Raw genomic sequence first — 22209 nt, 5'->3', positions numbered from 1 at the left:
GTTGAAATTTTGTCGAAGCTTTTGTTAAAACCTTAACTTGGTGTTTTCAATTTGTTTAAATTTAATGAATAAATGTAGAATATGAGAGTCTTTTTAACATTGTGTTTTTTATTGTTTTTAAGTTCTTGTGCAATGACTCCTATTAAGCCATATAAGATTAATGGTGTGAGTTTTGTAGCTTCAAGAGATAGTATTAAAGAAAATAATATTAAGCCAATTATTAATGTAAATGCAAATTATGCAGCGATAATGCCGTTCGGTTTTATAAAAAATTTAGAACATCCAGAGATTATTCATAATACCGATAGACAGTGGTTTGGAGAAACTAGAGCAGGAGCAAAGCAATATATTAATGAGCTCCATAAAAATAATATTAAAATTATGATAAAACCCCAGATTTGGGTTTGGCGAGGTGAGTTTACAGGTTTAATACAAATGAAAAGTGAGGAAAATTGGAAAGCTTTAGAAAAAACTTATTCCGAATTTATATTAGAATATGCCGAATTAGCTGAGGAAATGAATGTTGAAATTTTCTGTATTGGTACAGAATTAGAACGATTTATAGACAACAGACCCGAATATTGGTTTTCATTAATTAAAAAAATTAAAACAATTTATAAGGGCAAATTAACCTACGCCGCCAATTGGAATGAATTTGATAGAACACCATTTTGGAGTAAGCTAGATTATATTGGGATTGATGCTTATTTTCCAGTTAGCCAGAGTAAAACACCAACATTAGAAGAATGTTTAAAAGGCTGGGAAAAGCATAAGAAGGAAATTATATCTATAAGTAAAAATAATAATAAACCCATTTTATTTACCGAGTACGGCTACCGAAGTGTTGATTATTCTGGAAAAGAACCGTGGAAAAGCGATAGAACGATGAACCAAGTAAATCTTGAAGCACAAACGAACACGACTCAAGCTTTATATGAAACCTTTTGGAAGGAAGATTGGTTTGCTGGTGGGTTTATATGGAAGTGGTTTAACAGACATGATGAAGTTGGAGGAGAAAAAAACCACATGTTCACACCGCAAAATAAACCAGTTGAAGCTTTAATAAAGCAAAATTACAGTTTAAAATAGTGTAAGGCTTTTTTTATAATTTTAAAAAATCATTAGTTTTGTTGAAAAAGAATTTACTTATGCGAATTTTTGCAATAGGAGATATACATGGAGGTTTAAAGGCTTTAATACAGCTGCTAAATAAAATTGAAGTTAAAGACGAAGACACTCTTATTTTTATGGGTGATTATGTTGATGGATGGAGTGAATCGGCTCAGGTTATTGAGTTTTTAATGGAATTATCTCAAACTATAAACTGTGTTTTTATAAAAGGAAATCATGATGTTTGGTGTGAAGATTGGTTAAAATCTGATGATGTTAACCCAACTTGGTACATGCATGGTGGAAAGGAAACTATAGAAAGTTATATAGGTCTCTCTAAAGATGATAAAAAGCGCCATTTAGAGTTTTTTGAAAATATGCCACTATATTATTTAGATGATGAAAACAGGTTGTTTCTTCATGCTGGTTTTACCTCAATGCATGGTGTCGAAAAAGAAGTTTTTCAATCCACATTTTTTTATGATAGAACCTTGTGGGAAATGGCATTGAGTATGGATAATGGTATTAAAACAGATTCGCTTTTATATCCAAACCGACTTAAACATTACCAAGAAATTTTTATAGGACACACGCCTACAATTAATTTTAAGCAAGAAGTGCCAATGCATGCAGTTAATGTTTGGAATATTGATACTGGTGCTGCTTTTACAGGGAAATTATCTGCAATAAATGTAAATACAAAAGCCATTTTTCAAAGTGATAATTTGCCTTCTTTATATCCAGATGAAAAGGGACGAAATAAGGGTTGATTTTATTAGCAAATATGCTTTTTATAATAGTTGTATAATTCATTGGCATCTGCACCAAGCAACTTTTTTATATAAATAGACCAATAGTGATATTGAAGTTTCCAAACGCCATGCTTTTTATACATTCTTGCTGAAGATTTTAACTTTTTATTAATTACTATAAACTGTTTTCTAGCGTATAATTCGTTAATTAAAATATTATCTTCATAAATAATATAGCGTTCATTAAAACCACCTATTTCATCAAATAAAGATTTTATTATAAATTGACTTTGGTCACCACCTCTGCAAGCTCTCCAACTAAATTTTGTTAGCCAACTAGCAAGTTTTAACCACCAATGATTGCTATCAAACTGCATTCTAAAACATCCAGCTTTATGGCCTTTTTTAACTTCATTTATAATTAATTCATCAAAATGTTTTGGAGGAAAAGAATCGGCATGTAAAAAATAAAGAATATTTCCAGTAGCATGTTTAGCACCAAAATTCATTTGTTTTGCACGCCCTTTTTTTGAGTTTAAAAGAATAGTATTTTTGAATTGAGATACAATGTTTTTTGAATTATCTAAACTTCCTCCATCAACAACTATAATTTCAGAGATATGTTTTGCAGAAGAATTAGCGTGTAAATGTTCTATTAGTTTACCTATAAAGACTTCTTCATTTAAAATGGGAATAACTATAGAAATTTTACTCATTTAAATTCCAATTATAGTCTTTGTATTCAACCTTTGCTTTTTCTGAAATTTTAATGTTTGAATATTGATTTAAAAAATGGATTAAACTTCCGTTTTGTTTGAAATCGTTAGTAAACCATTGAAATATTTTTGATAACTCTAAACTATCTTCAGAGATTTTATTTTTATGAGAATCTTTAAGGAAATCTTTTGTTGCTTGAGTTAGCTGATTATCCAAATTATTAGAAGTGTATGCTTTGTTTAGTAATTTAGGACAAGAAAATGAAGCGCAAACAATAGCAAAATGAATACGAGGTTCATTCATTTTACGAAGAATATCATGCTCAATATAATTTAATGAAATAATGTCTCCATCAATTGGAATAAATTTTTTATCCCATGGTTTTTTTATGTCTTTAATACTTTTTACAGGGTAATTATCAACTATGAGTTTAATAGTAAACGCATTGTAAGCATTAATCCAGTAGGCTAATATTTCGTTTTTAGACCATGAATCTTGAGGTGGTGTTTTTATAAATTGATTTAAGTAAATTTTTAAATCTGCTTCATCTTCCTTGATAGCTTTGTAATTTATTTTTCCGTTAGAGGTCACATTTTTTTCTAAAAAGGAGGTCCAAAGCGAATAGTCTATTTTTTGAGTGTGACTATTAAAGCTAATAAAAATAAAAGTGATTAATGCTATTAAACGTTTTATCATTTACTTTTTGATAATGGATATAATTCCTGATTTAAAAATCCTTTTGGGAAATTTTCATCACCTTCAAAACCTAACTCAATATCTCTTCCATTATGCGGAATGTAATCGCTTCTAAAAAGGTAATCCCAAATACTTAAAGTTAGTCCAAAATTCACACCATAACTTACGTGTTGAGGTAATTGCTTAGCGTGATGCCAAATATGCATTTTCGGATTATTAAAAACGTATTTTAAAAAACCGTAATCCCATCCTAAATTTGCATGATTAAAGTGTCCTATAGCAATACTAAAAAAATAAACAATTGCCACATCTTGTGCTTTGTAATTAGCTATTAATGCTAATGGAATATATAATAACGATTTGTAAACCACAGGTTCCATCCAATGATAACGTAAGTGTGCTGCAAACCCCATTTCTTTTACAGAATGATGGACTTTATGAAAATTCCAAAGAAAAGGTACACGGTGCAATAAACGATGAGTATTCCACTGAACAAAATCTGAAACTAGGAAAAAAATGATTAAACCTAACCATTTTGGTAAATCATCTGCATTAAAAACCTTAAAGCTAGAAAGTGATAATCCAACTGTTTTTAATATGTCATTAAAAAATTCGGCAACCGTATTAGATAAAGCAATTAAAACAATAAGGTTTAATAGAAAAAAATTAAAGAACATGTAAAAAGTGTCCAGCCAAAAATCTTTTCGAAAAAAAGATTGGTTCTTCCGCCATGGAAAAATAATTTCTAATAGCCAAACAATAAGAGAAATAGCAATTAAGCCATAAAAATAATTATCCCAGTTATTTGGAAAAAATATCTCATGTTTAAGATAGTTCCAATAACCAGAATAAGATTTTTTTAAAATGTCTAAATATTTCTCCACTTATAAGATTATCAAATGGTGATTAATGGCTTAACAACATCCACCACCATCATAATGAAAAGTAGATTCGCTAATAAAAATATCATCTCTATTTAATGAAGCTAGGGCACCTGCTGTTTTATCGCAAATGGCTAAAGGCTGATTTTTAAGTAAAACATGGCCAGCTTTATCATCAAAATAATCGTCACTGCCATAATAAATAGCTGCTTTTCCTGTAAATATACATGGTCCATCTTGAGGCATTGGGTCTTTTATTGCTGCCACTTCAATAGATTCAATGTATATTAATTCGTCTGTTGGATAGTTTTTAGGGTCTAAAATTCTATAAGGTTTTCTGGCTCTAATTTCAATGGTTCCAAAACCAGCATCGGTTAAGGCTTTTACGTATTCTTTAATTGGTAAGCTTCCACTTAAACAAAGAGCTCTTAATCTATCATCATTGCGTAAATTAGCATTCATTTCCTGCTCACAAGTAGGATCACTCATAACCAATTTACCATGGGGTTTTAAAACTCGGTACATTTCTGCGATGGCTTTTTTTAAATCATCTGCCTTAAAAATGTTGAACAAGCAATTTTGAGCGGCTACATCTATGCTATTGTCTTCAACAGGTAAATTCATAGCATCTCCCTTTTTAAGGTCTACAAATTCACTTCTAAACCAAGTATTTTGAGCTTCTGCTTCAATAAAATTTTTCCTTGAGGCTTCAAGCATTTCGTCAACCACATCAATGCCTACAACACCTCCTTTTTCACGATTAAAATATGCGAATTGTAAAAGTTCCATACCGCCACCAACACCAACATAAAGCATTTTTGGATTGTTAGTTAAATCGCGAGCATGAACAGTAGAACCACAACCATAATTCATTTCTTGCATAATTTTAGGAATTTTTAATCCTGGTAATTCCCAAATAGGGTTTGTGGTACAGCATAAACCAACGTCTGGAGTTAATGCTGCTTCTTTGTATACATCGTGTGTGGTTTCTAAATAACTCATTTTATGTATTTTTATATCATTGCTAAAAATTGAAATACTGTGTCAATCTTTTTATGAGATTGCTTTATTTCTTTTAGAATGACGTTAAAGTGTTTTTATTAATTCTTTAAATAAAACAATCATATCTGGTTCAGCTTTTTCAGCATGAGCAATAATATCTCTAATATCAACAGGTTTTAAGTTGCTTGGGTCGCATTCGTCTGTTAAAACGGATATGGCTGCAACCTTTAAGTTTAAATGATTGGCAACAATAATTTCTGGAACCGTACTCATCCCAACGGCATCTGCACCAATTACTTTTAACATGCGGTATTCTGCTCTAGTTTCTAATTGCGGACCAACAACACTGGCGTAAACACCTTCGTGGAGTGTAATATTATTTGTTTTTGCAATGTTTTTAAATTTTGAATTGATTTCTGCATCATAAGGCGCGCTCATATCTGTAAAACGTTCTCCTAAAAGTTCCACACCCTTAAAAGCAAGTGGCGAGCTACCTTGAAGATTTATATGGTCTTCAATAAGCATTAATTCTCCTTTTTTGAAGTCTAAATTAATTGCACCAGCCGCATTGGAAACAAGTAATGTGTTAATGCCAAGTTGTTCCATAACACGTACGGGGTAAGTAATATCTTGTAGTGTGTAGCCTTCATATAGGTGGAAACGACCTTGCATAACCATTACCTTTTTATTTGCTAAAGTGCCGTAAATAAGTTTGCCTTTATGAAACTCTACTGTTGCAGTTGGGAAATTAGGAATGTGATTATAACTAACTTCTTTTATAATATCTATTTCGTTAATAAGTTGTCCTAATCCTGTGCCTAAAATGATTCCTATTTCTGGTTTTTCAAAGCCTTTTTGCTTTAAATAATCTACAGTTTCTTCAATATATTTAATCATGTAAATTTTTTATTTTTTCTTGTAATTTTAAATTCGATTTGTAAAATTTTGAGGTTATTAAATCTTCAAAAGTATCAATATCATTTAACGTAACTAAGGTAGCGAATTTTATGTTTTTAAGTTTTAATTCACTGGTGGTTTCTTCAAATAAAATAGATTGACTCCATGGTTTATTTTCAAAAATAAAATCGTGCATTTTAGACATTCCTATTAAGTAATAACCGCCATCTTCGGCAGGTCCAAAAACAACTTCATTTTCCTTTAAGTTATTTAAACCTTCATTAATGTGATTATTGCATATGTCTGGCAAATCGGAGCCAATTAAAACAATATGTTTGTAACCATCATGAAAACCGTCTTCGAAAGCATTTTTCATACGTTCGCCTAAATCGTTTCCTTTTTGTGTTGTTTTTTTGAAGCCTTTCCATTTTGTATCAACCACTTCGTCAGAAAAGTATATGCGAATATCAGCAGATAAATTTTTTGTAGCATTTTCAGTCACTTTTACTAATTCGCTGTAAACTTCAAAAGCACCTTGATTACCAATGGTTTTGGCAAGCCTTGTTTTTACTTTGCCTAATTTTATGTTTTTCACAAAAACAATAACAAGTTCTTTATTCATAGAAAAATAATTAAGCTACAACACCTTGGCAGCTACTTCCTGCACCAGCTGTACAGCCATAGCAATGTTGAGAAATCACAATATCGCGACCTTCTAATAATTCTTCATTGTAGTTAGATATGTGTTTTATTTTGCTATTTACTGGCAATTCTAACATTTGATTAAAATCGCAATCGTATAGATAACCATCCCAACTTACAGAAATGGTATTTGTGCACATGACGTTAGAAACAGCAACTGGATTATAGGCTTCAACTAAAGCATACATGTAATCTTCATAGTTTTCTGAAGCAATTAAATAATCTAAAAACCTTGAAATAGGTAAATTGGTAATAGCAAATAAATTATGAAACTCTATATCAAAATCGTCTTTTAAAGCTTTTTTAAAATCTTTTTGCATAGAAGTTTGATCTCCTGGTAAAAAAGCTCCAGAAGGATTGTAAACTAAATCTAAACGGAGGTTGCTATTTGGCATACCATAACCAACTTCATTTAATTCTTGCAGGGCTTTTATAGATTTATCAAAAACACCATCGCCACGTTGCTTGTCTGTTTTTCCGCGAGTCCAATGCGGCATAGAACTTACTACATGAATATTGAATTTTTTAAAAAATTCTGGGAGATCGTGATACTTTTTATTGGCTCTAATAATAGTTAAATTAGAACGCACAATAAAATCTTTAATACCTGCTTTTGCAGCTTCTTCAACAAACCAACGAAAATCTGGATTCATTTCTGGAGCACCTCCAGTTAAATCTAATGTATGTGCACCTGTGTTTTTTATAACCTCTAAGCATTGAAGCATCGTCTCGCGAGTCATAATTTCTTTGCGGTCTGGCCCAGCATCAACATGGCAATGTTCGCATACTTGATTGCACATGTAGCCAACATTTATTTGAAGAACTTCTAGCTTTTTTGCCTTTAAAGGAAACTGATTTGTTTCGGCAATTTTATTTTTAAAAGTTGGTAATTCACCACTTTGAAAAATACCGTTAGAGAGAATTTCTAATTGTTTATTGCTATTAGCTAAATTGCTTTCGCGTTTATGCAGGGACTTTGTTGCCATTAATGTTTGTTTCATTTAGATCCTTCAACTTCTCTCAGTATAAGCGATTCACTTAATTTTGAAAATTAAAATAAAGCTCTCTGCTTACATTTCTAATTTATTCACTTTATTCATCATTTGCACGCCATGTACTAAAGAAGCGCCACCTCTAATAGCAGCTGCAACATGAAGTGCTTCCATCATTTCTTCTTTGGTGATACCGCGTTGCAAACCATCGCCCGAGTAAGCATCAATACAATAAGGACATTGTATAGCGTGCGCAACAGCAAGAGCAATTAATGATTTTTCTCTAGCAGAGAGAGCGCCTTCTTCAAAAACTTTTCCGTAGTATTCAAAAAATTTATCACCTAATTCTTTATTCCAGTCACTTATTTTTCCAAATTTTTTTAAATCTGCCGGATCGTAATATGTTTTTTGCATAAAAAATATTTTTACTCAAAGATATAAATCTAATAGCTTAAGTCGAAAATATTGCCAATACTTAACATAAATTGTTAAAATACATTTTAAGCTATACTTTAGCATAAATAAACACCATAACAATGAATGATTACTTTTCAATAATTACAATATTGGTTTTGCTTTCGGCAGTTTTTGGGTATATAAATGTGAGATTTTTAAAGCTTCCTAATACTATTGGTTTAATGCTAATAACCATACTTTTTACATTGAGTGTGTTTGCATTAAGTTATTATGACAACACTTTGCTTGAGGCAGAACGTGATATTATTAACCGCATTGATTTTAAAACAGTTTTATTAGATGTGATGCTTAGTTTTTTATTATTTGCTGGTGCTTTGCATACTAATTTTGAGCAACTTAAAGTGCAGCGTTGGCCAGTTTTAGTATTTGCTACTTTAGGTATTTTAGTGTCTACATTTTTGGTTGGAATTGCCATGTATTATGTGTTAATCATAATAGGGTTAAATATTGATTTTATTTATTGTTTGTTATTTGGAGCATTAATATCTCCAACAGACCCAATTGCAGTTTTAGGAATTTTAAAAAAAGCTGGTGTCCCTAAAAAATTAGAAGCAAAAATTGTTGGCGAATCTTTATTTAACGATGGTGTTGGAGTAGTCGTGTTTCTAACTATTTTTCAAATTGCATCTTTAGGAAGTGAAAATATAGAAGTTGTTGATATATTTAAACTCTTTGGACAAGAGGTGATTGGTGGGATTGTTTTAGGCTTAATTTTAGGTTGGATAACCTACAGATTAATGAAGTCTATAGACGATTATGATATTGAGGTTATAATTACTTTAGCTGCTGTTATGGGAGGAACAGTTCTTGCTCATAAATTGCATTTATCTGCGCCTTTAGCGATGGTTACTGCAGGCCTTATTGTTGGTAATGATACTGTAAGAGGAACGGCAATGTCTAAAATAACAGAGAGTTATGTTGATAAATTTTGGGAATTAATCGATATACTTTTAAATACCATTTTGTTTGTGCTTATCGGTATGGAAATGTTGGTTTTAGCTTTTAGTGGTAAGTATATTTTAGCTGGATTATTAGCTGTGCCAATTATATTGTTGTGTAGATATGCTTCTTTATTATTGCCTATAAATTTCTTTAAAGAACGATTAGATTTTGTACCCAAAACAAATTTAATTATGACTTGGGGAGGTTTGCGAGGTGGTATTTCTATTGCTTTAGCACTAAGTTTAACGGAGATTATGGAGCGTGATTTGTTTTTAGTAATCACTTATGTAGTGGTTGTTTTTTCTATTTTAGTACAAGGCTTAACAGTTGGTAAATTAGTAAAAAAAGTTTCAGTCTAAATTATTAATTCTGTTTACATTTATTCACTTATAACTATATGCAAAACTGGATTGATATATTAAATGATTTTAAGAAAAAGCATGAGCCAGTTGCTTTGATAACTGTTACAAAATGTTTGGGTTCAACACCTTGTGTTGTTGGCTCAAGAATAATTGTTACTAAAAACAAGAAAATTCATGGAACTATTGGTGGTGGGAAGTTAGAGTTTGAAAGTATTGACAAAGCCATTGAAGCCATAAATCAAAATAGAATTATAGAAATTTCATTCACTTTAGGTCCAGAATTTGAACAATGTTGTGGAGGAAAAGTTGAATTAATTATAGAGCCTATGAATCAATCGCCAGAGTTATTTTTGTTTGGAGCAGGTCATATTGGAATAGAAATATGTGAAATTTTAAAAAACACTCCTTTTCAAGTAAAGTTAATCGATTCAAGGAATAATTGGCTCAATGATTTAGAATTTGACTCTCATGTAAAAAAAATTCCTGTTGATATTAGAGATTTTAAAACCTTTAGAGATGCTGTACGGTGGGGAAATAATTGTTATGTTTTAGTATTAACTCACGATCATTCTATAGATTTTGATATTATAGCTATGGCATTGCAAAATGAAACAAAATTTCTTGGTTTAATTGGTAGTAATACAAAACGTGTTCGTTTTAATAATATGCTAATCAATGATATGGGTATTAAAGAAGGAATGAGCAATGTTGTTTGTCCTATAGGAATAAAGATAGGTGGCAATGCTCCAAAGGAGATTGCTATTAGTGTTGTTGCACAATTACTACAAGTACATTATTCAAATTAAATATATTTTTATTCATTTTAATACTATTCGTTTATTTTGATTGGTAGCGTGTTTTTAATTATTTTCACAAATTAAATTTTATTATACCTGAATGGATATTAGAGTAGGAAGAATAATAAATAGATTAGAACAATTAGGTTCCATTAGCGATAATAGCGATTGTTTATCACGTTTTTTTGGAACAAATGCACATAGCAAAGCTAAAGATTTGTTGGTTTTATGGATGCAGCAAGCAGGTTTAAAAGTGCTTTGTGATAACATTGGAAATGTTAGAGGGATTTATAAAAGTAATGTAGAAAACGCAAAACACTTTGTAATAGGATCTCATTACGATACTGTATTTAACGCTGGGAAATTTGATGGACCTTTAGGTATTATAATGGGCATAGAAATAGCGCAAAGGTTGATTAAAGAAAATAAAGATTTACCTTTTCATTTAAACATTATTTCGTTTTCCGATGAAGAAGGGTCTAGGTTTAATACTGCCTATTTGGGAAGTAGTGCTTTAGCGGGAGAATTCAAACAAGACTGGTTGTTAAGAAAAGATGATAGTGGTAAAACTTTAAGTGATACTATTAGAAATTATTCAGAAAATTTTGAAGCTATTTTTAATGATAAAATCCCAAAACAAGATTGGTTGGGCTATTATGAAATTCATATAGAACAAGGCCCTGTATTATGCGAAAAAGATTTACCAATTTGTTTGGTTAGCAGTATTGCAAGTCAAACTAGAATTAATGTAAATTGGCAAGGTGTAAGTGGACATGCAGGAACATCTCCAATGAATTTAAGGTACGATGCGCTTTGTGCCGCTTCAGAATTTATTTTGGAAGTAGAAAAAACAGGCACTGCCTATCAAGACAAGTTAGTCGCAACTGTAGGGAAAATGAATGTTTTATCAAATACTTCAAATGTAATTCCAGAGCTTGTATGTCATAGCTTAGATGTTCGTAGTGCAGACGAAGGATTTTTAAATCAGATAACAGATTTACTTCAAAAAAAAGCAAAACAGATATCAGAAAAAAGAAATATTGGGCTTAAATGGGAAATTATGCAAACCAACCCAGCAGTTTTATGTGATAATCAATTAAAAGATTTGCTTCGTAAAAGTATAAATAAAATAGGTATTACTAATCCAATAGAAATACCAAGTGGAGCAGGGCACGATGCTGTTATGATTTCTAAAGTTGCACCTATTTCAATGCTATTTGTGCGTTGTAAAGATGGTATTAGTCATAATCCAGAAGAATATGCTAGTCCAGAAGATATAGAAGTTTCTCTAAAAGTATCAGATCAATTTTTGGAGGAACTTATTAAAGTTAATTAATTAAATAGTTATGAATAAAATAAAACTTACATCCTTATCAAGATCGGTTGTAGAAAGTGATCATGCCGTTATTACAGGTGATGGATTTGTAAATAGTAAAGTTCCAGGTTGGGATAATTGTGAGGTTAATGTGGTTATTAATGAAGCTATGGGCGCCAATTTTTGTCAGCTTTTAATAACATTAAAAGATACTGGGAAACTAGAAGGTAAGACAAAGGATTCACAAATTTTCTTCTATGTTTTAGAAGGCGAATGTGATGTAAAAGTTGATAATCAAAAAAATAAGCTTGAAAAAGGATCGTATATATATTTACCTATAGGAAAAGAATACCTTTTTTCTAATGCAAAAGAAGGCACTAAATTATTAACCTTCCATAAAGTTTATGAGCCTCTTGAAGGTTATTCTGTGCCAGATGTGATGATTAATAATGCATCAAATATTAATCAAAATATTTATTGTGAAGATCCAAATCTATTAATGCAAAATTTATTACCAGATCAAGATAATTTATCTTTTGATATGGCAGTTAATATTTTTACATATAATCCAGGAGCTAATCTTCCATTTGTTGAAACACACATTATGGAACATGGCTTAATTTATTTAGAAGGACAAGGTATTTATCGCTTAGCAGATAAATGGTATCCAATTAAAAAAGGAGATAGTATTTGGATGGCACCTTATTGCCCGCAATGGTTTGGTGCTTTAGGTACAGAGCCAGCGGTCTATATTTATTATAAAAATATTAACCGATTTCCAACTACAATTTAAAATTTTATGCAAAGATTACATGAAGAGTTAGATAAATTAGCGCGTTTTTCTTCAAGTGAATATCCTTCGGTTACAAGAGTTTTATACACACAAAATGATTTAGAAGCCAGACAATATTTCATTTCATTATGTGAAGACTTAAATTTGAAAGTACGAATTGATCCTATAGGGAATACATATGCACGTTGGGAAGGTGCCGAACCAAAATTGGCAGCAATAGGTACGGGTTCGCATATAGATGCCATTCCGTTATCTGGACAATATGATGGGACTGTTGGGGTTTTTGGAGCTTTAGAAGCTATTAGATACTTAAAAAGTATAAATTTTAAACCCAAACGATCTATAGAATTAGTATTGTTTACTGCGGAAGAACCTACGCGTTTTGCAATAGGATGCTTGGGTAGTAGGATGATGTCTGGACAATTAAAACTAGAACAAGCATTAAAGTTAAAAGATAAAGAGGGTAATTTTTTAAATGATGTTAGAATAGAAGCAGGCTTTAAAGGCGATTTAAATGAAGTAGAACTTTCTAAAGATTACTATCATGCTTTTATAGAATTGCACATAGAACAAGGTCCAAGATTAGAAAAAGAAGGGTTAGATATAGGTATAGTAAGTAAAATTGCAGCTCCAAGTACGCTAAGAGTTAATTTGATTGGTGAAGGAGGTCATGCAGGAGCCGTATTAATGCCAATTCGAAAAGATGCAGGCATTGCTGGTGCAGAAATTATGATTGCTGTAGAACGTATTGCAAAAAAATCGAATAGTGATGATACTGTTGGTACTACAGGAATTTTTGATATTTTACCAAGAGCTGTAAATAGTATTCCTAAAGAGGCTTATTTAGAAATTGATTTGCGAGATACTAATATTGAAACTAGAGATAAAGCTTTAAGCGATTTAAAACAGGAAATAGCAGAAATATGTGAAAAACGCAATATTAAATATTCAATAGAAATATTAAACTGTGATCCGCCAGCAATATGTGATTCCCAATTGGTAAATACTATTGAAAAAGTAACGAATAGTTTGGGGTATTCTTCTAAAATAATGGCGAGTCATGCTTATCATGATTCACTGTTTATGGCACAATTGTTTCCTACTACAATGATTTTTATACCTAGTAAAGACGGTGTAAGTCATAGACCAGATGAGTATAGTTCTCCAGAACAAATTGAGAAAGGCGTAAAGACTTTAGCATTAACATTAAAAGAAATTGACGGTTAAAAAACCGGCAATTTTTTTATTTCATTTTACAATATTTCTTTTAAAGCTCCAATTAGCATATTAACATGGTTATGCGTACAACTTTCACCCATAATTCCAATACGCCAAATTTTACCAGCAAAATCACCTAGTCCTCCACCAACTTCAATATTAAAGTCATTTAAGAGTGTATTTCTTAAAGCAGCTTCATCTTTAACGTTTTCTGGTAGATAAACCGAGTTTAAATTTGGTAATCTGTGTTCTTTATCAACTAAATATCTAAAGCCAAGGGCTTCTAATTCTTTTTGAAGATATTCGTGTACTTCATAATGTCTTTTCCATCTGTTTTCTAAACCTTCTTCCATAACTAAGTTTAATGCTTCATGTAAAGCAAACACTGCAGAAACAGGAGCTGTATGATGATAAGCTCTTTTAGCACCAGCCCAATAATTTTTAACTAAATTTAAATCTAAAAACCAGCTTTGTACTTTTGTTTTTCTGTTTTCAAGTACTTCAATAGCTCTAGGAGAAAAACTTACAGGGGATAATCCTGGAGGTGCACTTAAGTTTTTTTGAGATCCTGTATAAATAGCATCAATTCCCCATTCATCAACCTTTAAAGGAACACCACAAAAAGAAGTAACAGCATCAACTACTAAAAGCGAATCTACTTCGTGAACTAGTTTGCTAATTTCTTCCAAAGGCTGTAAAGCACCTGTTGAGGTTTCTGCATGTACTAAAGCCACAAGCTTTGGTTTTGGACATTCTTTTAGAGCATCTTTTATTTGTTGTTCGCTGGTTACTTTTCCCCAAGGCGTTATTACTTTATGAACTTTAGCGCCACAACGTTCAGCAATTTCTGCCATTCTACCTCCAAAAACACCATTAATACATATAATGCATTCATCTCCTGGTTCTAGTAAATTTACTAAACAGGTTTCCATTCCAGCACTTCCAGGAGCAGATACTACAAATGTTAAGTTGTTTTTTGTTAAAAATGCTTTTTGAACCATGTCTTTAACTTCATCCATCATATTTACAAAATGAGGATCTAGATGACCAATTAAAGGTGAGGCCATTGCTTTTAGTACTCTTGGATGAGCATCAGATGGTCCAGGACCCATTAAATATCTTTTTGGTGGATTGAATGTATATGCCATTTTTTATATTTTTATGAATTAATATTATGTTTTTATTTATTGTGATCTAACTTCCTTTGTAAGTTGAATAACCAAATGGGTTTATTAGCAGAGGAATGTGATAATGGTTAGTATTATTAACTTCAAATTGAATAGAAGCTTCAGGATAAAAACCTTTTTGATTTTTACTTTTATAATAACTAGCAGTGTTAAATGTTATTGTATATACTCCAGGGCTTAATAATTGTCCAGGCGGTAGTAAATCTGAAATTCTTCCATCATTATTTGTAACACCTAAACTCATTGGTTTCCATTGATTGTTTCGTAACCCTTTTAAAGTAATAAGCATTTGGTTTGCAGGAATTCCTATGGAGGTGTCTAAAGCATGTGTAGTTATATGACTTGTTAAATTAGCTTTTTCAGACAAGTCCTCAATAAGTTTTGCTAAACGAATTACGGTTATTTTATGTTGCTCATTCATAGCAATATATATCTCATCTTCAGAATTGTGGTGTAACCTTTCATTAATAATGGCTAACATTTCTTCTGCAGATTTTCCGCTAGCGCTTACAATAAATATATATTTAAATTTATTTTCGTATTGCTTGTTAGCTTCAGCTAGGGCTTCAATGGTTTTAGTGTTTGCTTGTGCAACTTCAGCTTGTTCGTTATTTGCCCAATTTGCTGTATGCGCGAATTTTTCTTTAAGACTATTTATATCTCCAATTTTTGGATGACCAGTAAAAGCCTCTTTAAAATCGTTAATAGAACACTCATTGTACCATATAGAAGCCGCTTTTTTAATAAGCTCTTCCTCCGAATTAAAAGGTCTATTTTCTAACATTTTTAAAACCCATGTTTTAGATACACAACATGTTTCTAAGTTTGCAAAAGCATCCTGTTTTGAAAGTGAATTAAGTTGATTTAAAGTCATGATATTTATTCTTTTAATGCGCCTTGAGACATCCAGCAATTAATCATATCTCGTTCTTCTTGTGTCATGCCTGTTTGGTTGTTATTAAAAGGCATATTCTTACTCACAACAGCACGTTGAAAAATCTTGTCTTTTAAATTATAAATCTGTTCTGCTGTATCATACTTTACACCATTTGGAGCAACTTTCCAAATAGCATCTGTTGGGTTTGAAGAATGACACGTAATACATCTTTTATTTATTATTAATACAACATCATTGAAAGATACTGTTTCTATACAATTTTCATATTTAGGTTTTACAGGAGCAGTCATAAAAGCAGCACCTAATAAAATTAAAACAGAAATTGGCATAACTAAAACAGAAAGTTGTCCTTTTTCACGAATATTTAAATAGTGCTTTACACCAGCTGTTCCAAGAGTAATAGCAATAAGAACAATCCATTGATAGTTATTTCCAAAAGTACTTGGAAAATGATTGCTAATCATTACAAATAATACAGGAAGTGTAAAATAGTTATTGGTATATGAACGCAAAAATGCTGCTTTGCCATCTTCTGGGTTTGGAGGTAGTCCTTTTTTAGCAGCGTTTACCATACGTTTTTGACCAGGGATAATGATAAAAAACACATTTGCTGCCATTAAAGTACCAAGTAAAGCTCCAAAATGGATATATGAAGCTCTTCCACTAAAAACTTGAGAATAAAACCAAGCAAAAAAGAAAACTAGAACAGTAATCGCGATTGTAAAAACAACCTTGTTATTGCTTAATTTTTTACAAATAAGGTCGTACGCAATCCATCCAATAATTAATGATATAATACTTATAGAAATGGCTTGAAATGGTTGAAGGTCTAAAACTTCGGGGTCAATTAAAAATGATTTTGCATTAAAGTAATAAACAACAGTAAGTAAGCTAAAACCAGAAAGCCATGTAAAATAGGCTTCGTATTTAAACCAATGTAAGTTTTTAGGAATCTTTTTTGGAGCCAGTTTATATTTTTCTAAATAATAAAAGCCACCGCCATGAACGGCCCAAAGATTACCCGCTAATTCATCTCTTACATTATCTGTTCTATTAAGAGCGTTTTCTAAAAAAACAAAATAAAACGAAGCGCCAATCCATGCAATACCAAAGGTGATGTGAATGAGGCGAATAGTTAAGTTAAGCCATTCAAATAAATGACTTTCATAAATAGTGTCTTTTAAAAAAAGATAAAGAATGCCAATGCCACTAATTGAAGCTATAATTATAAAGGTGTAAAACCAGTTTTGAGATGTTTGTAAGTTCTCTGCTACATCATTGTTCCCCTCATTTTTATGGTGATTAATTAGGTGATGAGTTTTGTATGTAGCAGCTATTATTATTGTAAATATTATAAGCCAAGCTATAAGAATTAAAATTTCAATCATGTAATTTTATTAAGTAGGAATTGTCCTTGTTGAAGGGTTTTAAGTTCGGAATTTTTTACTACTTGAACACCATTGATAAAAGTATGAATATTTTTTCCAAATACAACTTCATTTAAATATGGCGTCCCTTTGTGTTTATGCTGAATGGTTTCTTCAGTGATTTTAAATTCATGAGTGTCATCCCAAACAGAAATGTCTGCATCATAACCAATTTTTAATATTCCTTTTTTGTAATCTAGTCCTAAAAATTCGGCTGGATTTTTGGTAAGCAAAGGAATTAATTTTTCCAGTTTTAAACCTCTTTTTTTTCCTTCTGTATATAAAATAGGTAATGTGAATTGCAATCCCGAAATTCCTCCCCAAGCTTTAAAAAAATCTCCAGTTTCAAGTTGTTTTATTTCTGGAGGCGCAGGAGAATGATCTGAAGCTATAAAATTAAAGCCATCTTCTAATAGAAATCCCCAAAGTTTATCATTGTTTGAGGCTTCTCTAATTGGTGGAGCACATTTAAAAATAGGTGAAGCATCAGGAATGTTTTCAGCATTAAAATATAAATAATGAGGACAGGTTTCTACCGTTAATTTGTTGGTTTTTTCCTTATGTTCTAATATTTTTTTTATCCCATCAGAAGCTGAAAGATGTACAATATGTACTTTAATATCAAAACGTTTTTGTATGTCTAAAGCTAAATCAATGGCATTGGTTTCCCAATTTTGTGGTCTCGATAGTAAATACTCTTGATAGCTTTTTGGATTATTAACTTTAGGTACATTATTGTCGCTTAATTCACAATGTAATAGTAGCGGAACGTTGTACTTTTTTAAAATAGGCGCAATTTGTTCTAAATGGTTTTTAGTAACATTTGGAAATTCGTCAATTCCAGAATGCGTTAAAAACCCTTTGATGCCAAAAACACCTTCTTTTATTAAACCTTCTATATCTGTTAAATTTGAAGGAATAACACCTCCATAAAACCCACAGTTTACATGTAATTTGTTTACTGCGGCATTTTGTTTAATTTTAAATGCTTTTATAGAGGTTGTAACTGGACTAGCGTTTAAAGGCATTTCAATAAGTGTGGTAATACCTCCAATCGCTGCTGCTTTTGTGGCGGTTTCAAAACCTTCCCAAGTATCACGACCAGGTTCATTAATATGAACATGAGCATCAATAATTCCAGGCATTACAATAAGATTATTATAATTTAAAAGCGGTATTTCATTATGCTCATTGTAACCATTATAGATTTGATGAATTTTGTCATTTTTTATGTGAATTGTAGACTCAACAAATCTATCGTTGATAAAACAACGTTTGCTATATATTAAAAATTCTGTCATTAGGTTATTCGCTATATAAACTCATTAAAACCTTTTCAGGGGTCATTGGAGCATGAAATTTTACTTTGTAGTTTGGATTAAAAGCTTTTATTGCATTTTGGATAGCAAAATAAGCACCAATACCATACATTAATGGTGGTTCACCAACTGCTTTAGATTTTAAAATAGCCATATCGTTACCATCTGTTTCTACGGGAATAACTTCAATACTTTTTGGAACTGAAAAAACATCTGGAACCTTATATGTTGAGAGCGCGTTAGAAAGTAGCTTGCCGTTACTATTATATGCAATTTCCTCCATAGTCATCCAGCCAATGCCTTGTACTAATGCACCTTCAACTTGACCTAAGTCTATACCTTCACTCATACTTTTTCCATAATCGTGTACGATTTTAACCGAATCGAATTCGTAAGTACCACGTATACAGTCTACCGTTGTGGTAAAAATTGCAGTTCCATAAACATGATATGCGAAAGGATGTCCCTTTTCTTTGGTTTTATCAAAGTGAATTTCTGGTGTTGCGTAATGGGCATTTTCAGTTAAAGCCACACGATTAAACATGGCTTTGCTAATGAGTTCTGTCCATGATAAGTTTGATTTTTCATCATTTATGTAAACAAATTCATCTTTCAATTTTATGTTTTCTTCTAAAACATTTAAATTTTCAGAGGCTACTTTTTTAAGTCGTTCTAATAATGAATTACAAGCCATTAAGGTCGATTTTCCGTTTAAATCTGCTGTAGAACTAGCGGCGGAAGGCGAGGTATTAGCAACCCGAGTTGTGTTAGTGGTTTCAATTTTAATTTTATCTAAAGAAACAGAAAATACTTGTGCAGCGATTTGCATTATTTTTGTATTTACGCCTTGTCCCATTTCTACAGCAGCAGTACTAATGCCAATACTTCCATCTAGATAAATATGAACCAAGGCTCGTGCGTGATTCATTGATGTATTTGTAAATGAAATACCAAAAGTAATGGGCATTAAAGCGAGGCCTTTTTTAAAGGTAGCATTGTTTTTGTTGAAGTATTCAATTTCATCTTCTAAAGCATCAATATCGAAAATATCTTTAGCTGAATTCCAAGTGTTTTTGGCTTCTACTTTTTTAGCAATTTGTCCATAAGAAAAAGTGTCGTTTTCATTTAATAAATTGGTTTCTTGAATTTGTCTTGCTGAAACACCAATTTTTGAGGCCGCTTTTGCAATTGCAGATTCAATAACAAACATGCCTTGAGGTCCGCCAAAACCTCTAAAAGCAGTATTTGGTGGTAAGTTTGTTTTACAACTTAAAACTTTTGACAATACATTTGGTACATAATAACTGTTGGTAGCATGAAACAAAGTGCGCTCAGCAATTGCAGGAGATAAATCGGCAGCTGCACCAGAGTTTTGAAGAAATTCAACTTGGTAAGCCAAAATCTTTAAATCTTTGGATAATCCTATTTTATAAGTGCTTTCATAAGGATGGCGTTTTCCTGTCATGCGTAAATCATCATGACGATTCAATATCAATTTAACAGACTTGTTTAAATAATAAGTGGCTAAAGCAGCCATAACCGCCCATGGTGTTGCTTGGTCTTCTTTTCCACCAAAACCACCACCAAGACGTGTTACATCTACTTCAATTTTATGCATAGCAATCCCTAATACATTTGCAATAGTTTTTTGAACAGAAGTAGGACCTTGAGTAGATGAGGTTATTTTTATATTTCCGTTTTCTAAAGGTTCGGAATACGCACCTTGTGCTTCAATGTATAAATGTTCTTGTCCATTAGAAAATGTTTCACCTTCAAAAATGTATTCACAACTTGAAAAAGCTTTTTCAGTATCACCTAAACTGAAAGAGCGCGGGGCATTAATAAAACTTCCTTTTACTTTAGCTTCTTTTGCAGTTGTAATAACAGGTAATTCTTCAATTTCAATTTGAATTAATTCTCGTGCTTTTCTAGCTATAAATTCTGTTTTAGCTACAATTAATGCTATGGGCATTCCCCAAAAATGGACTTCATTTTCAGCAAATAAAGGTTCATCATGTATAATACCCCCAATTTCATTTTTACCAGGAATATCTTTACAGGTGAAAATTCGTTCTACACCTTCTAGAGCTTCCGCTTTAGAATAATCGATGCTTTTTATTATTCCATGTGCCTTTGGTGAATCAAAAACTACAGCATGGAACGTTCCTTGTCGCACAATAACATCATCAACATATAAGGATTCTCCACGCACATGCGTATAAGAATCAATGTTTTTTACACTTTTTTTTAAAGCATTAGAAACATGATCTAATTTTAAATTTAGGCTATTATTTAATTTATTTTTATGCATGCTGAACAAAATCTTTTAAAGTGAATTGCTTCGGAAATAATTCGATAAAGTGAGCAAAAAATAATTGTCTTCCTAATAAACGTTTGTAATCACTTGTGCCTCTAACATCGCTTATTGGTGAGATTTCCTCTTGTAAAATATCGTTTGCTTCAATTATTGTTTTTGAGGTAAGAGTTTTTCCTGCTAAAAAACTTGAAGTTTTGTGTAAATACTTTGGAATGGCAGAAACGCCACCAATTGATATGTGAGCAGTAGAAATTATGTTGTTTGCCAAAGAAATTTGAATCGCAGAATTTACACTAGCAATATCTAGATGGGTTCGTTTACACACTTTTTCGAAATTAAAAAAGGTTTGATCTGTTGGTAATTTAAAGGTGATATTTTTAATTAGTTCTCCTTCTTTTAAATCGTATGTTTTATAACCTTGATAGAAGTTTTTAAGAGAAATTATACGTTCTTTTTCTTCTTCTACATTAGTAATGGTTATTTTACTATTTAAGGCTAAAAAGAAAATAGCCATATCTGCAATTGGCGAAGCATTTACAAGATTTCCTCCAAAGGAAGCCATGTTTCTAATTTGTTCTGAGGAAACAAGTTTTAAGTATTTTCTTAAGTTGGGTAATTTTGCATTTAACTCAGTGTTATTCCATAAATCTGAAACTGTTGAGTTTGATCCAATAGTGCAAATGTTATTATTAAAAGTAATTTCTTTTAGATAATCTTTTTCTGCGATAAGATGTACCGAGTTGTCTACTAAATTATCAGCTTGTTGCACATATAAATCGGTTCCACCAGACACATATTTGCCCTTTGGTTGCTGTATGTTTTTTACATCTAAATCTTTTAAACGCTTTGGGATACTTTTAAAATAATCTGGAATAAATTCATTTTTTATTAACCAATTAAAAGAGTTGTCAGTTTTCTGGTCTTGTAATTTTTCAACAACTTGATAAGCTGCTTTTTCAATAGCTTTGTAACCTGTGCATCTACAAATGTTACCACTAATAGCGTTAAGTGCATTATTGTGATTTTTTTCAGAATTAGATAAAGCAAACCCTGTTAGAGAAACAACAAAGCCAGGTGTGCAAAAACCACATTGTGTTGCATAATTAGCTTTCATGGCTTCTTGAGCTGTTGTTAATTTATCTTGAAGGTTTGTGCCTTCAACTGTAACTATATGCTTGCCATGTGCGTTTCCTAAAGGGGAAATGCAAGAGGTGATGCTTTGGTATTCAATGTGCTCATTGTTTTTTAAAGTGCCAACCAAAACCGTGCAAGCTCCACAATCTCCTTCACGACAACCAATTTTAGTACCTGTTAGACTTTGTTCGTATCTCACAAAATCTAATAAAGTCATTCCAGAATTTTGAGACGTCTTAATTGTTTTATTGTTCAGAATGAATTGAATCATTGG

The 22209-nt window shown here is 31.6% G+C and carries 21 protein-coding genes; 7 read left to right on the top strand and 14 right to left on the bottom strand.

Annotated features, from left to right (window positions below; translation table 11 throughout):
- The first annotated feature begins 132 nt into the window (after nucleotides 1–132).
- Both BT151_RS00975 and BT151_RS00970 read left to right on the top strand, forming a co-directional pair.
- On the top strand, nucleotides 133–1089 hold the full coding sequence (locus tag BT151_RS00975) for a glycoside hydrolase family 113 (protein WP_143144228.1): 957 nt from the start codon (nucleotides 133–135) through the stop codon (nucleotides 1087–1089).
- Between the two features lie 59 nt (nucleotides 1090–1148).
- On the top strand, nucleotides 1149–1880 hold the full coding sequence (locus BT151_RS00970) for a metallophosphoesterase family protein (protein ID WP_072399750.1): 732 nt from the start codon (nucleotides 1149–1151) through the stop codon (nucleotides 1878–1880).
- A 5-nt stretch (nucleotides 1881–1885) separates the two neighbouring features.
- On the opposite strand, the gene BT151_RS00965 is transcribed toward BT151_RS00970, so the two are convergent.
- The 8 genes from BT151_RS00965 to BT151_RS00930 form a co-directional block, all read right to left on the bottom strand.
- Nucleotides 1886–2578 carry a TIGR04283 family arsenosugar biosynthesis glycosyltransferase gene (locus BT151_RS00965; RefSeq protein ID WP_072399748.1) on the bottom strand — a complete coding sequence of 231 codons (693 nt, stop codon included), beginning with the start codon at nucleotides 2576–2578 and terminating at the stop codon, nucleotides 1886–1888.
- Entirely contained in the window at nucleotides 2571–3275 is a 705-nt protein-coding gene (locus BT151_RS00960) for a DUF547 domain-containing protein (protein ID WP_072399746.1), read from the bottom strand. The genes BT151_RS00965 and BT151_RS00960 overlap by 8 nt, the downstream gene beginning before the upstream one ends.
- Nucleotides 3272–4159: a sterol desaturase family protein gene (locus tag BT151_RS00955; protein ID WP_072399744.1), complete on the bottom strand. Its 888-nt coding sequence runs from the start codon at nucleotides 4157–4159 to the stop codon at nucleotides 3272–3274. Before BT151_RS00955 ends, BT151_RS00960 begins: the two co-directional genes overlap by 4 nt.
- A gap of 30 nt (nucleotides 4160–4189) precedes the next feature.
- Entirely contained in the window at nucleotides 4190–5158 is a 969-nt protein-coding gene (arsM, locus tag BT151_RS00950; RefSeq protein ID WP_072399742.1) for an arsenosugar biosynthesis arsenite methyltransferase ArsM, read from the bottom strand.
- A gap of 84 nt (nucleotides 5159–5242) precedes the next feature.
- The gene (locus BT151_RS00945) at nucleotides 5243–6055 is read right to left on the bottom strand and encodes a purine-nucleoside phosphorylase (RefSeq protein WP_072399740.1); all 813 of its coding nucleotides are present in this window, start codon (nucleotides 6053–6055) and stop codon (nucleotides 5243–5245) included.
- Nucleotides 6048–6677, bottom strand: coding sequence for a TIGR04282 family arsenosugar biosynthesis glycosyltransferase (locus tag BT151_RS00940; protein ID WP_072399738.1), 630 nt, complete (start codon nucleotides 6675–6677; stop codon nucleotides 6048–6050). Before BT151_RS00940 ends, BT151_RS00945 begins: the two co-directional genes overlap by 8 nt.
- A 10-nt stretch (nucleotides 6678–6687) precedes the next feature.
- Entirely contained in the window at nucleotides 6688–7743 is a 1056-nt protein-coding gene (gene arsS / locus BT151_RS00935; protein ID WP_072400946.1) for an arsenosugar biosynthesis radical SAM (seleno)protein ArsS, read from the bottom strand.
- 84 nt (nucleotides 7744–7827) lie between these two features.
- Nucleotides 7828–8163: an arsenosugar biosynthesis-associated peroxidase-like protein gene (locus BT151_RS00930; protein WP_072399736.1), complete on the bottom strand. Its 336-nt coding sequence runs from the start codon at nucleotides 8161–8163 to the stop codon at nucleotides 7828–7830.
- 122 nt (nucleotides 8164–8285) lie between these two features.
- Here BT151_RS00930 and BT151_RS00925 point away from each other — a divergent pair, with 122 nt between their 5' ends.
- From BT151_RS00925 to BT151_RS00905, 5 genes are all read left to right on the top strand, one after another.
- Nucleotides 8286–9527 carry a cation:proton antiporter gene (locus BT151_RS00925; RefSeq protein ID WP_072399735.1) on the top strand — a complete coding sequence of 414 codons (1242 nt, stop codon included), beginning with the start codon at nucleotides 8286–8288 and terminating at the stop codon, nucleotides 9525–9527.
- Between the two features lie 38 nt (nucleotides 9528–9565).
- On the top strand, nucleotides 9566–10336 hold the full coding sequence (xdhC, locus tag BT151_RS00920; protein WP_072399733.1) for a xanthine dehydrogenase accessory protein XdhC: 771 nt from the start codon (nucleotides 9566–9568) through the stop codon (nucleotides 10334–10336).
- 91 nt (nucleotides 10337–10427) lie between these two features.
- Nucleotides 10428–11663: a M20 family metallo-hydrolase gene (locus BT151_RS00915; RefSeq protein WP_072399731.1), complete on the top strand. Its 1236-nt coding sequence runs from the start codon at nucleotides 10428–10430 to the stop codon at nucleotides 11661–11663.
- Nucleotides 11664–11673: 10 nt separating this feature from the next.
- Nucleotides 11674–12435, top strand: a complete 762-nt coding sequence (allE, locus tag BT151_RS00910) for a (S)-ureidoglycine aminohydrolase (protein WP_216231055.1) — start codon at nucleotides 11674–11676, stop codon at nucleotides 12433–12435.
- Between the two features lie 6 nt (nucleotides 12436–12441).
- Complete coding sequence (locus BT151_RS00905; protein WP_072399729.1) at nucleotides 12442–13662, top strand: M20 family metallo-hydrolase; 1221 nt, start codon at nucleotides 12442–12444, stop codon at nucleotides 13660–13662.
- Nucleotides 13663–13688: 26 nt separating this feature from the next.
- On the opposite strand, the gene BT151_RS00900 is transcribed toward BT151_RS00905, so the two are convergent.
- From BT151_RS00900 to BT151_RS00875, 6 genes are read right to left on the bottom strand one after another with little or no spacing between them, the layout of a single operon-like run.
- Nucleotides 13689–14801, bottom strand: a complete 1113-nt coding sequence (locus tag BT151_RS00900; protein ID WP_072399727.1) for a pyridoxal-phosphate-dependent aminotransferase family protein — start codon at nucleotides 14799–14801, stop codon at nucleotides 13689–13691.
- Nucleotides 14802–14847: 46 nt separating this feature from the next.
- A complete protein-coding gene (gene uraD, locus BT151_RS18720; protein WP_216231052.1) occupies nucleotides 14848–15714 on the bottom strand; it encodes a 2-oxo-4-hydroxy-4-carboxy-5-ureidoimidazoline decarboxylase in 867 nt (288 codons plus the stop codon).
- 5 nt (nucleotides 15715–15719) lie between these two features.
- The gene (locus BT151_RS00890; protein WP_084647816.1) at nucleotides 15720–17126 is read right to left on the bottom strand and encodes a urate hydroxylase PuuD; all 1407 of its coding nucleotides are present in this window, start codon (nucleotides 17124–17126) and stop codon (nucleotides 15720–15722) included.
- Nucleotides 17123–18466 (bottom strand): allantoinase AllB, encoded by a 1344-nt coding sequence (gene allB, locus BT151_RS00885; protein ID WP_072399723.1) that lies wholly within the window; start codon nucleotides 18464–18466, stop codon nucleotides 17123–17125. Before allB ends, BT151_RS00890 begins: the two co-directional genes overlap by 4 nt.
- Nucleotides 18467–18470: 4 nt before the next feature.
- A complete protein-coding gene (locus tag BT151_RS00880) occupies nucleotides 18471–20795 on the bottom strand; it encodes a xanthine dehydrogenase molybdopterin binding subunit (RefSeq protein ID WP_072399721.1) in 2325 nt (774 codons plus the stop codon).
- Nucleotides 20788–22206, bottom strand: coding sequence for an FAD binding domain-containing protein (locus BT151_RS00875; RefSeq protein WP_072400943.1), 1419 nt, complete (start codon nucleotides 22204–22206; stop codon nucleotides 20788–20790). The genes BT151_RS00880 and BT151_RS00875 overlap by 8 nt, the downstream gene beginning before the upstream one ends.
- Between the last annotated feature and the right edge of the window lie 3 nt (nucleotides 22207–22209).

This window comes from Flaviramulus basaltis, assembly GCF_900114265.1.
Lineage (GTDB): Bacteria > Bacteroidota > Bacteroidia > Flavobacteriales > Flavobacteriaceae > Flaviramulus > Flaviramulus basaltis.
The sequence above is the reverse complement of the archived record's forward strand: the minus strand, read 5'-3'. Positions and strand labels throughout refer to the sequence as shown.

Bases quoted from the DNA above. Each gene is read 5' to 3' on its own strand.
- BT151_RS00975 (WP_143144228.1), top strand. From the start codon at position 133: ATGACTCCTATTAAGCCATATAAGATTAATGGTGTGAGTTTTGTAGCT.
- BT151_RS00970 (WP_072399750.1), top strand. From the start codon at position 1,149: ATGCGAATTTTTGCAATAGGAGATATACATGGAGGTTTAAAGGCTTTA.
- BT151_RS00965 (WP_072399748.1), bottom strand. From the start codon at position 2,578: ATGAGTAAAATTTCTATAGTTATTCCCATTTTAAATGAAGAAGTCTTT.
- BT151_RS00960 (WP_072399746.1), bottom strand. From the start codon at position 3,275: ATGATAAAACGTTTAATAGCATTAATCACTTTTATTTTTATTAGCTTT.
- arsM (WP_072399742.1), bottom strand. From the start codon at position 5,158: ATGAGTTATTTAGAAACCACACACGATGTATACAAAGAAGCAGCATTA.
- BT151_RS00945 (WP_072399740.1), bottom strand. From the start codon at position 6,055: ATGATTAAATATATTGAAGAAACTGTAGATTATTTAAAGCAAAAAGGC.
- BT151_RS00940 (WP_072399738.1), bottom strand. From the start codon at position 6,677: ATGAATAAAGAACTTGTTATTGTTTTTGTGAAAAACATAAAATTAGGC.
- arsS (WP_072400946.1), bottom strand. From the start codon at position 7,743: ATGGCAACAAAGTCCCTGCATAAACGCGAAAGCAATTTAGCTAATAGC.
- BT151_RS00930 (WP_072399736.1), bottom strand. From the start codon at position 8,163: ATGCAAAAAACATATTACGATCCGGCAGATTTAAAAAAATTTGGAAAA.
- BT151_RS00925 (WP_072399735.1), top strand. From the start codon at position 8,286: ATGAATGATTACTTTTCAATAATTACAATATTGGTTTTGCTTTCGGCA.
- xdhC (WP_072399733.1), top strand. From the start codon at position 9,566: ATGCAAAACTGGATTGATATATTAAATGATTTTAAGAAAAAGCATGAG.
- BT151_RS00915 (WP_072399731.1), top strand. From the start codon at position 10,428: ATGGATATTAGAGTAGGAAGAATAATAAATAGATTAGAACAATTAGGT.
- allE (WP_216231055.1), top strand. From the start codon at position 11,674: ATGAATAAAATAAAACTTACATCCTTATCAAGATCGGTTGTAGAAAGT.
- BT151_RS00905 (WP_072399729.1), top strand. From the start codon at position 12,442: ATGCAAAGATTACATGAAGAGTTAGATAAATTAGCGCGTTTTTCTTCA.
- BT151_RS00900 (WP_072399727.1), bottom strand. From the start codon at position 14,801: ATGGCATATACATTCAATCCACCAAAAAGATATTTAATGGGTCCTGGA.
- uraD (WP_216231052.1), bottom strand. From the start codon at position 15,714: ATGACTTTAAATCAACTTAATTCACTTTCAAAACAGGATGCTTTTGCA.
- BT151_RS00890 (WP_084647816.1), bottom strand. From the start codon at position 17,126: ATGATTGAAATTTTAATTCTTATAGCTTGGCTTATAATATTTACAATA.
- allB (WP_072399723.1), bottom strand. From the start codon at position 18,466: ATGACAGAATTTTTAATATATAGCAAACGTTGTTTTATCAACGATAGA.
- BT151_RS00880 (WP_072399721.1), bottom strand. From the start codon at position 20,795: ATGCATAAAAATAAATTAAATAATAGCCTAAATTTAAAATTAGATCAT.
- BT151_RS00875 (WP_072400943.1), bottom strand. From the start codon at position 22,206: ATGATTCAATTCATTCTGAACAATAAAACAATTAAGACGTCTCAAAAT.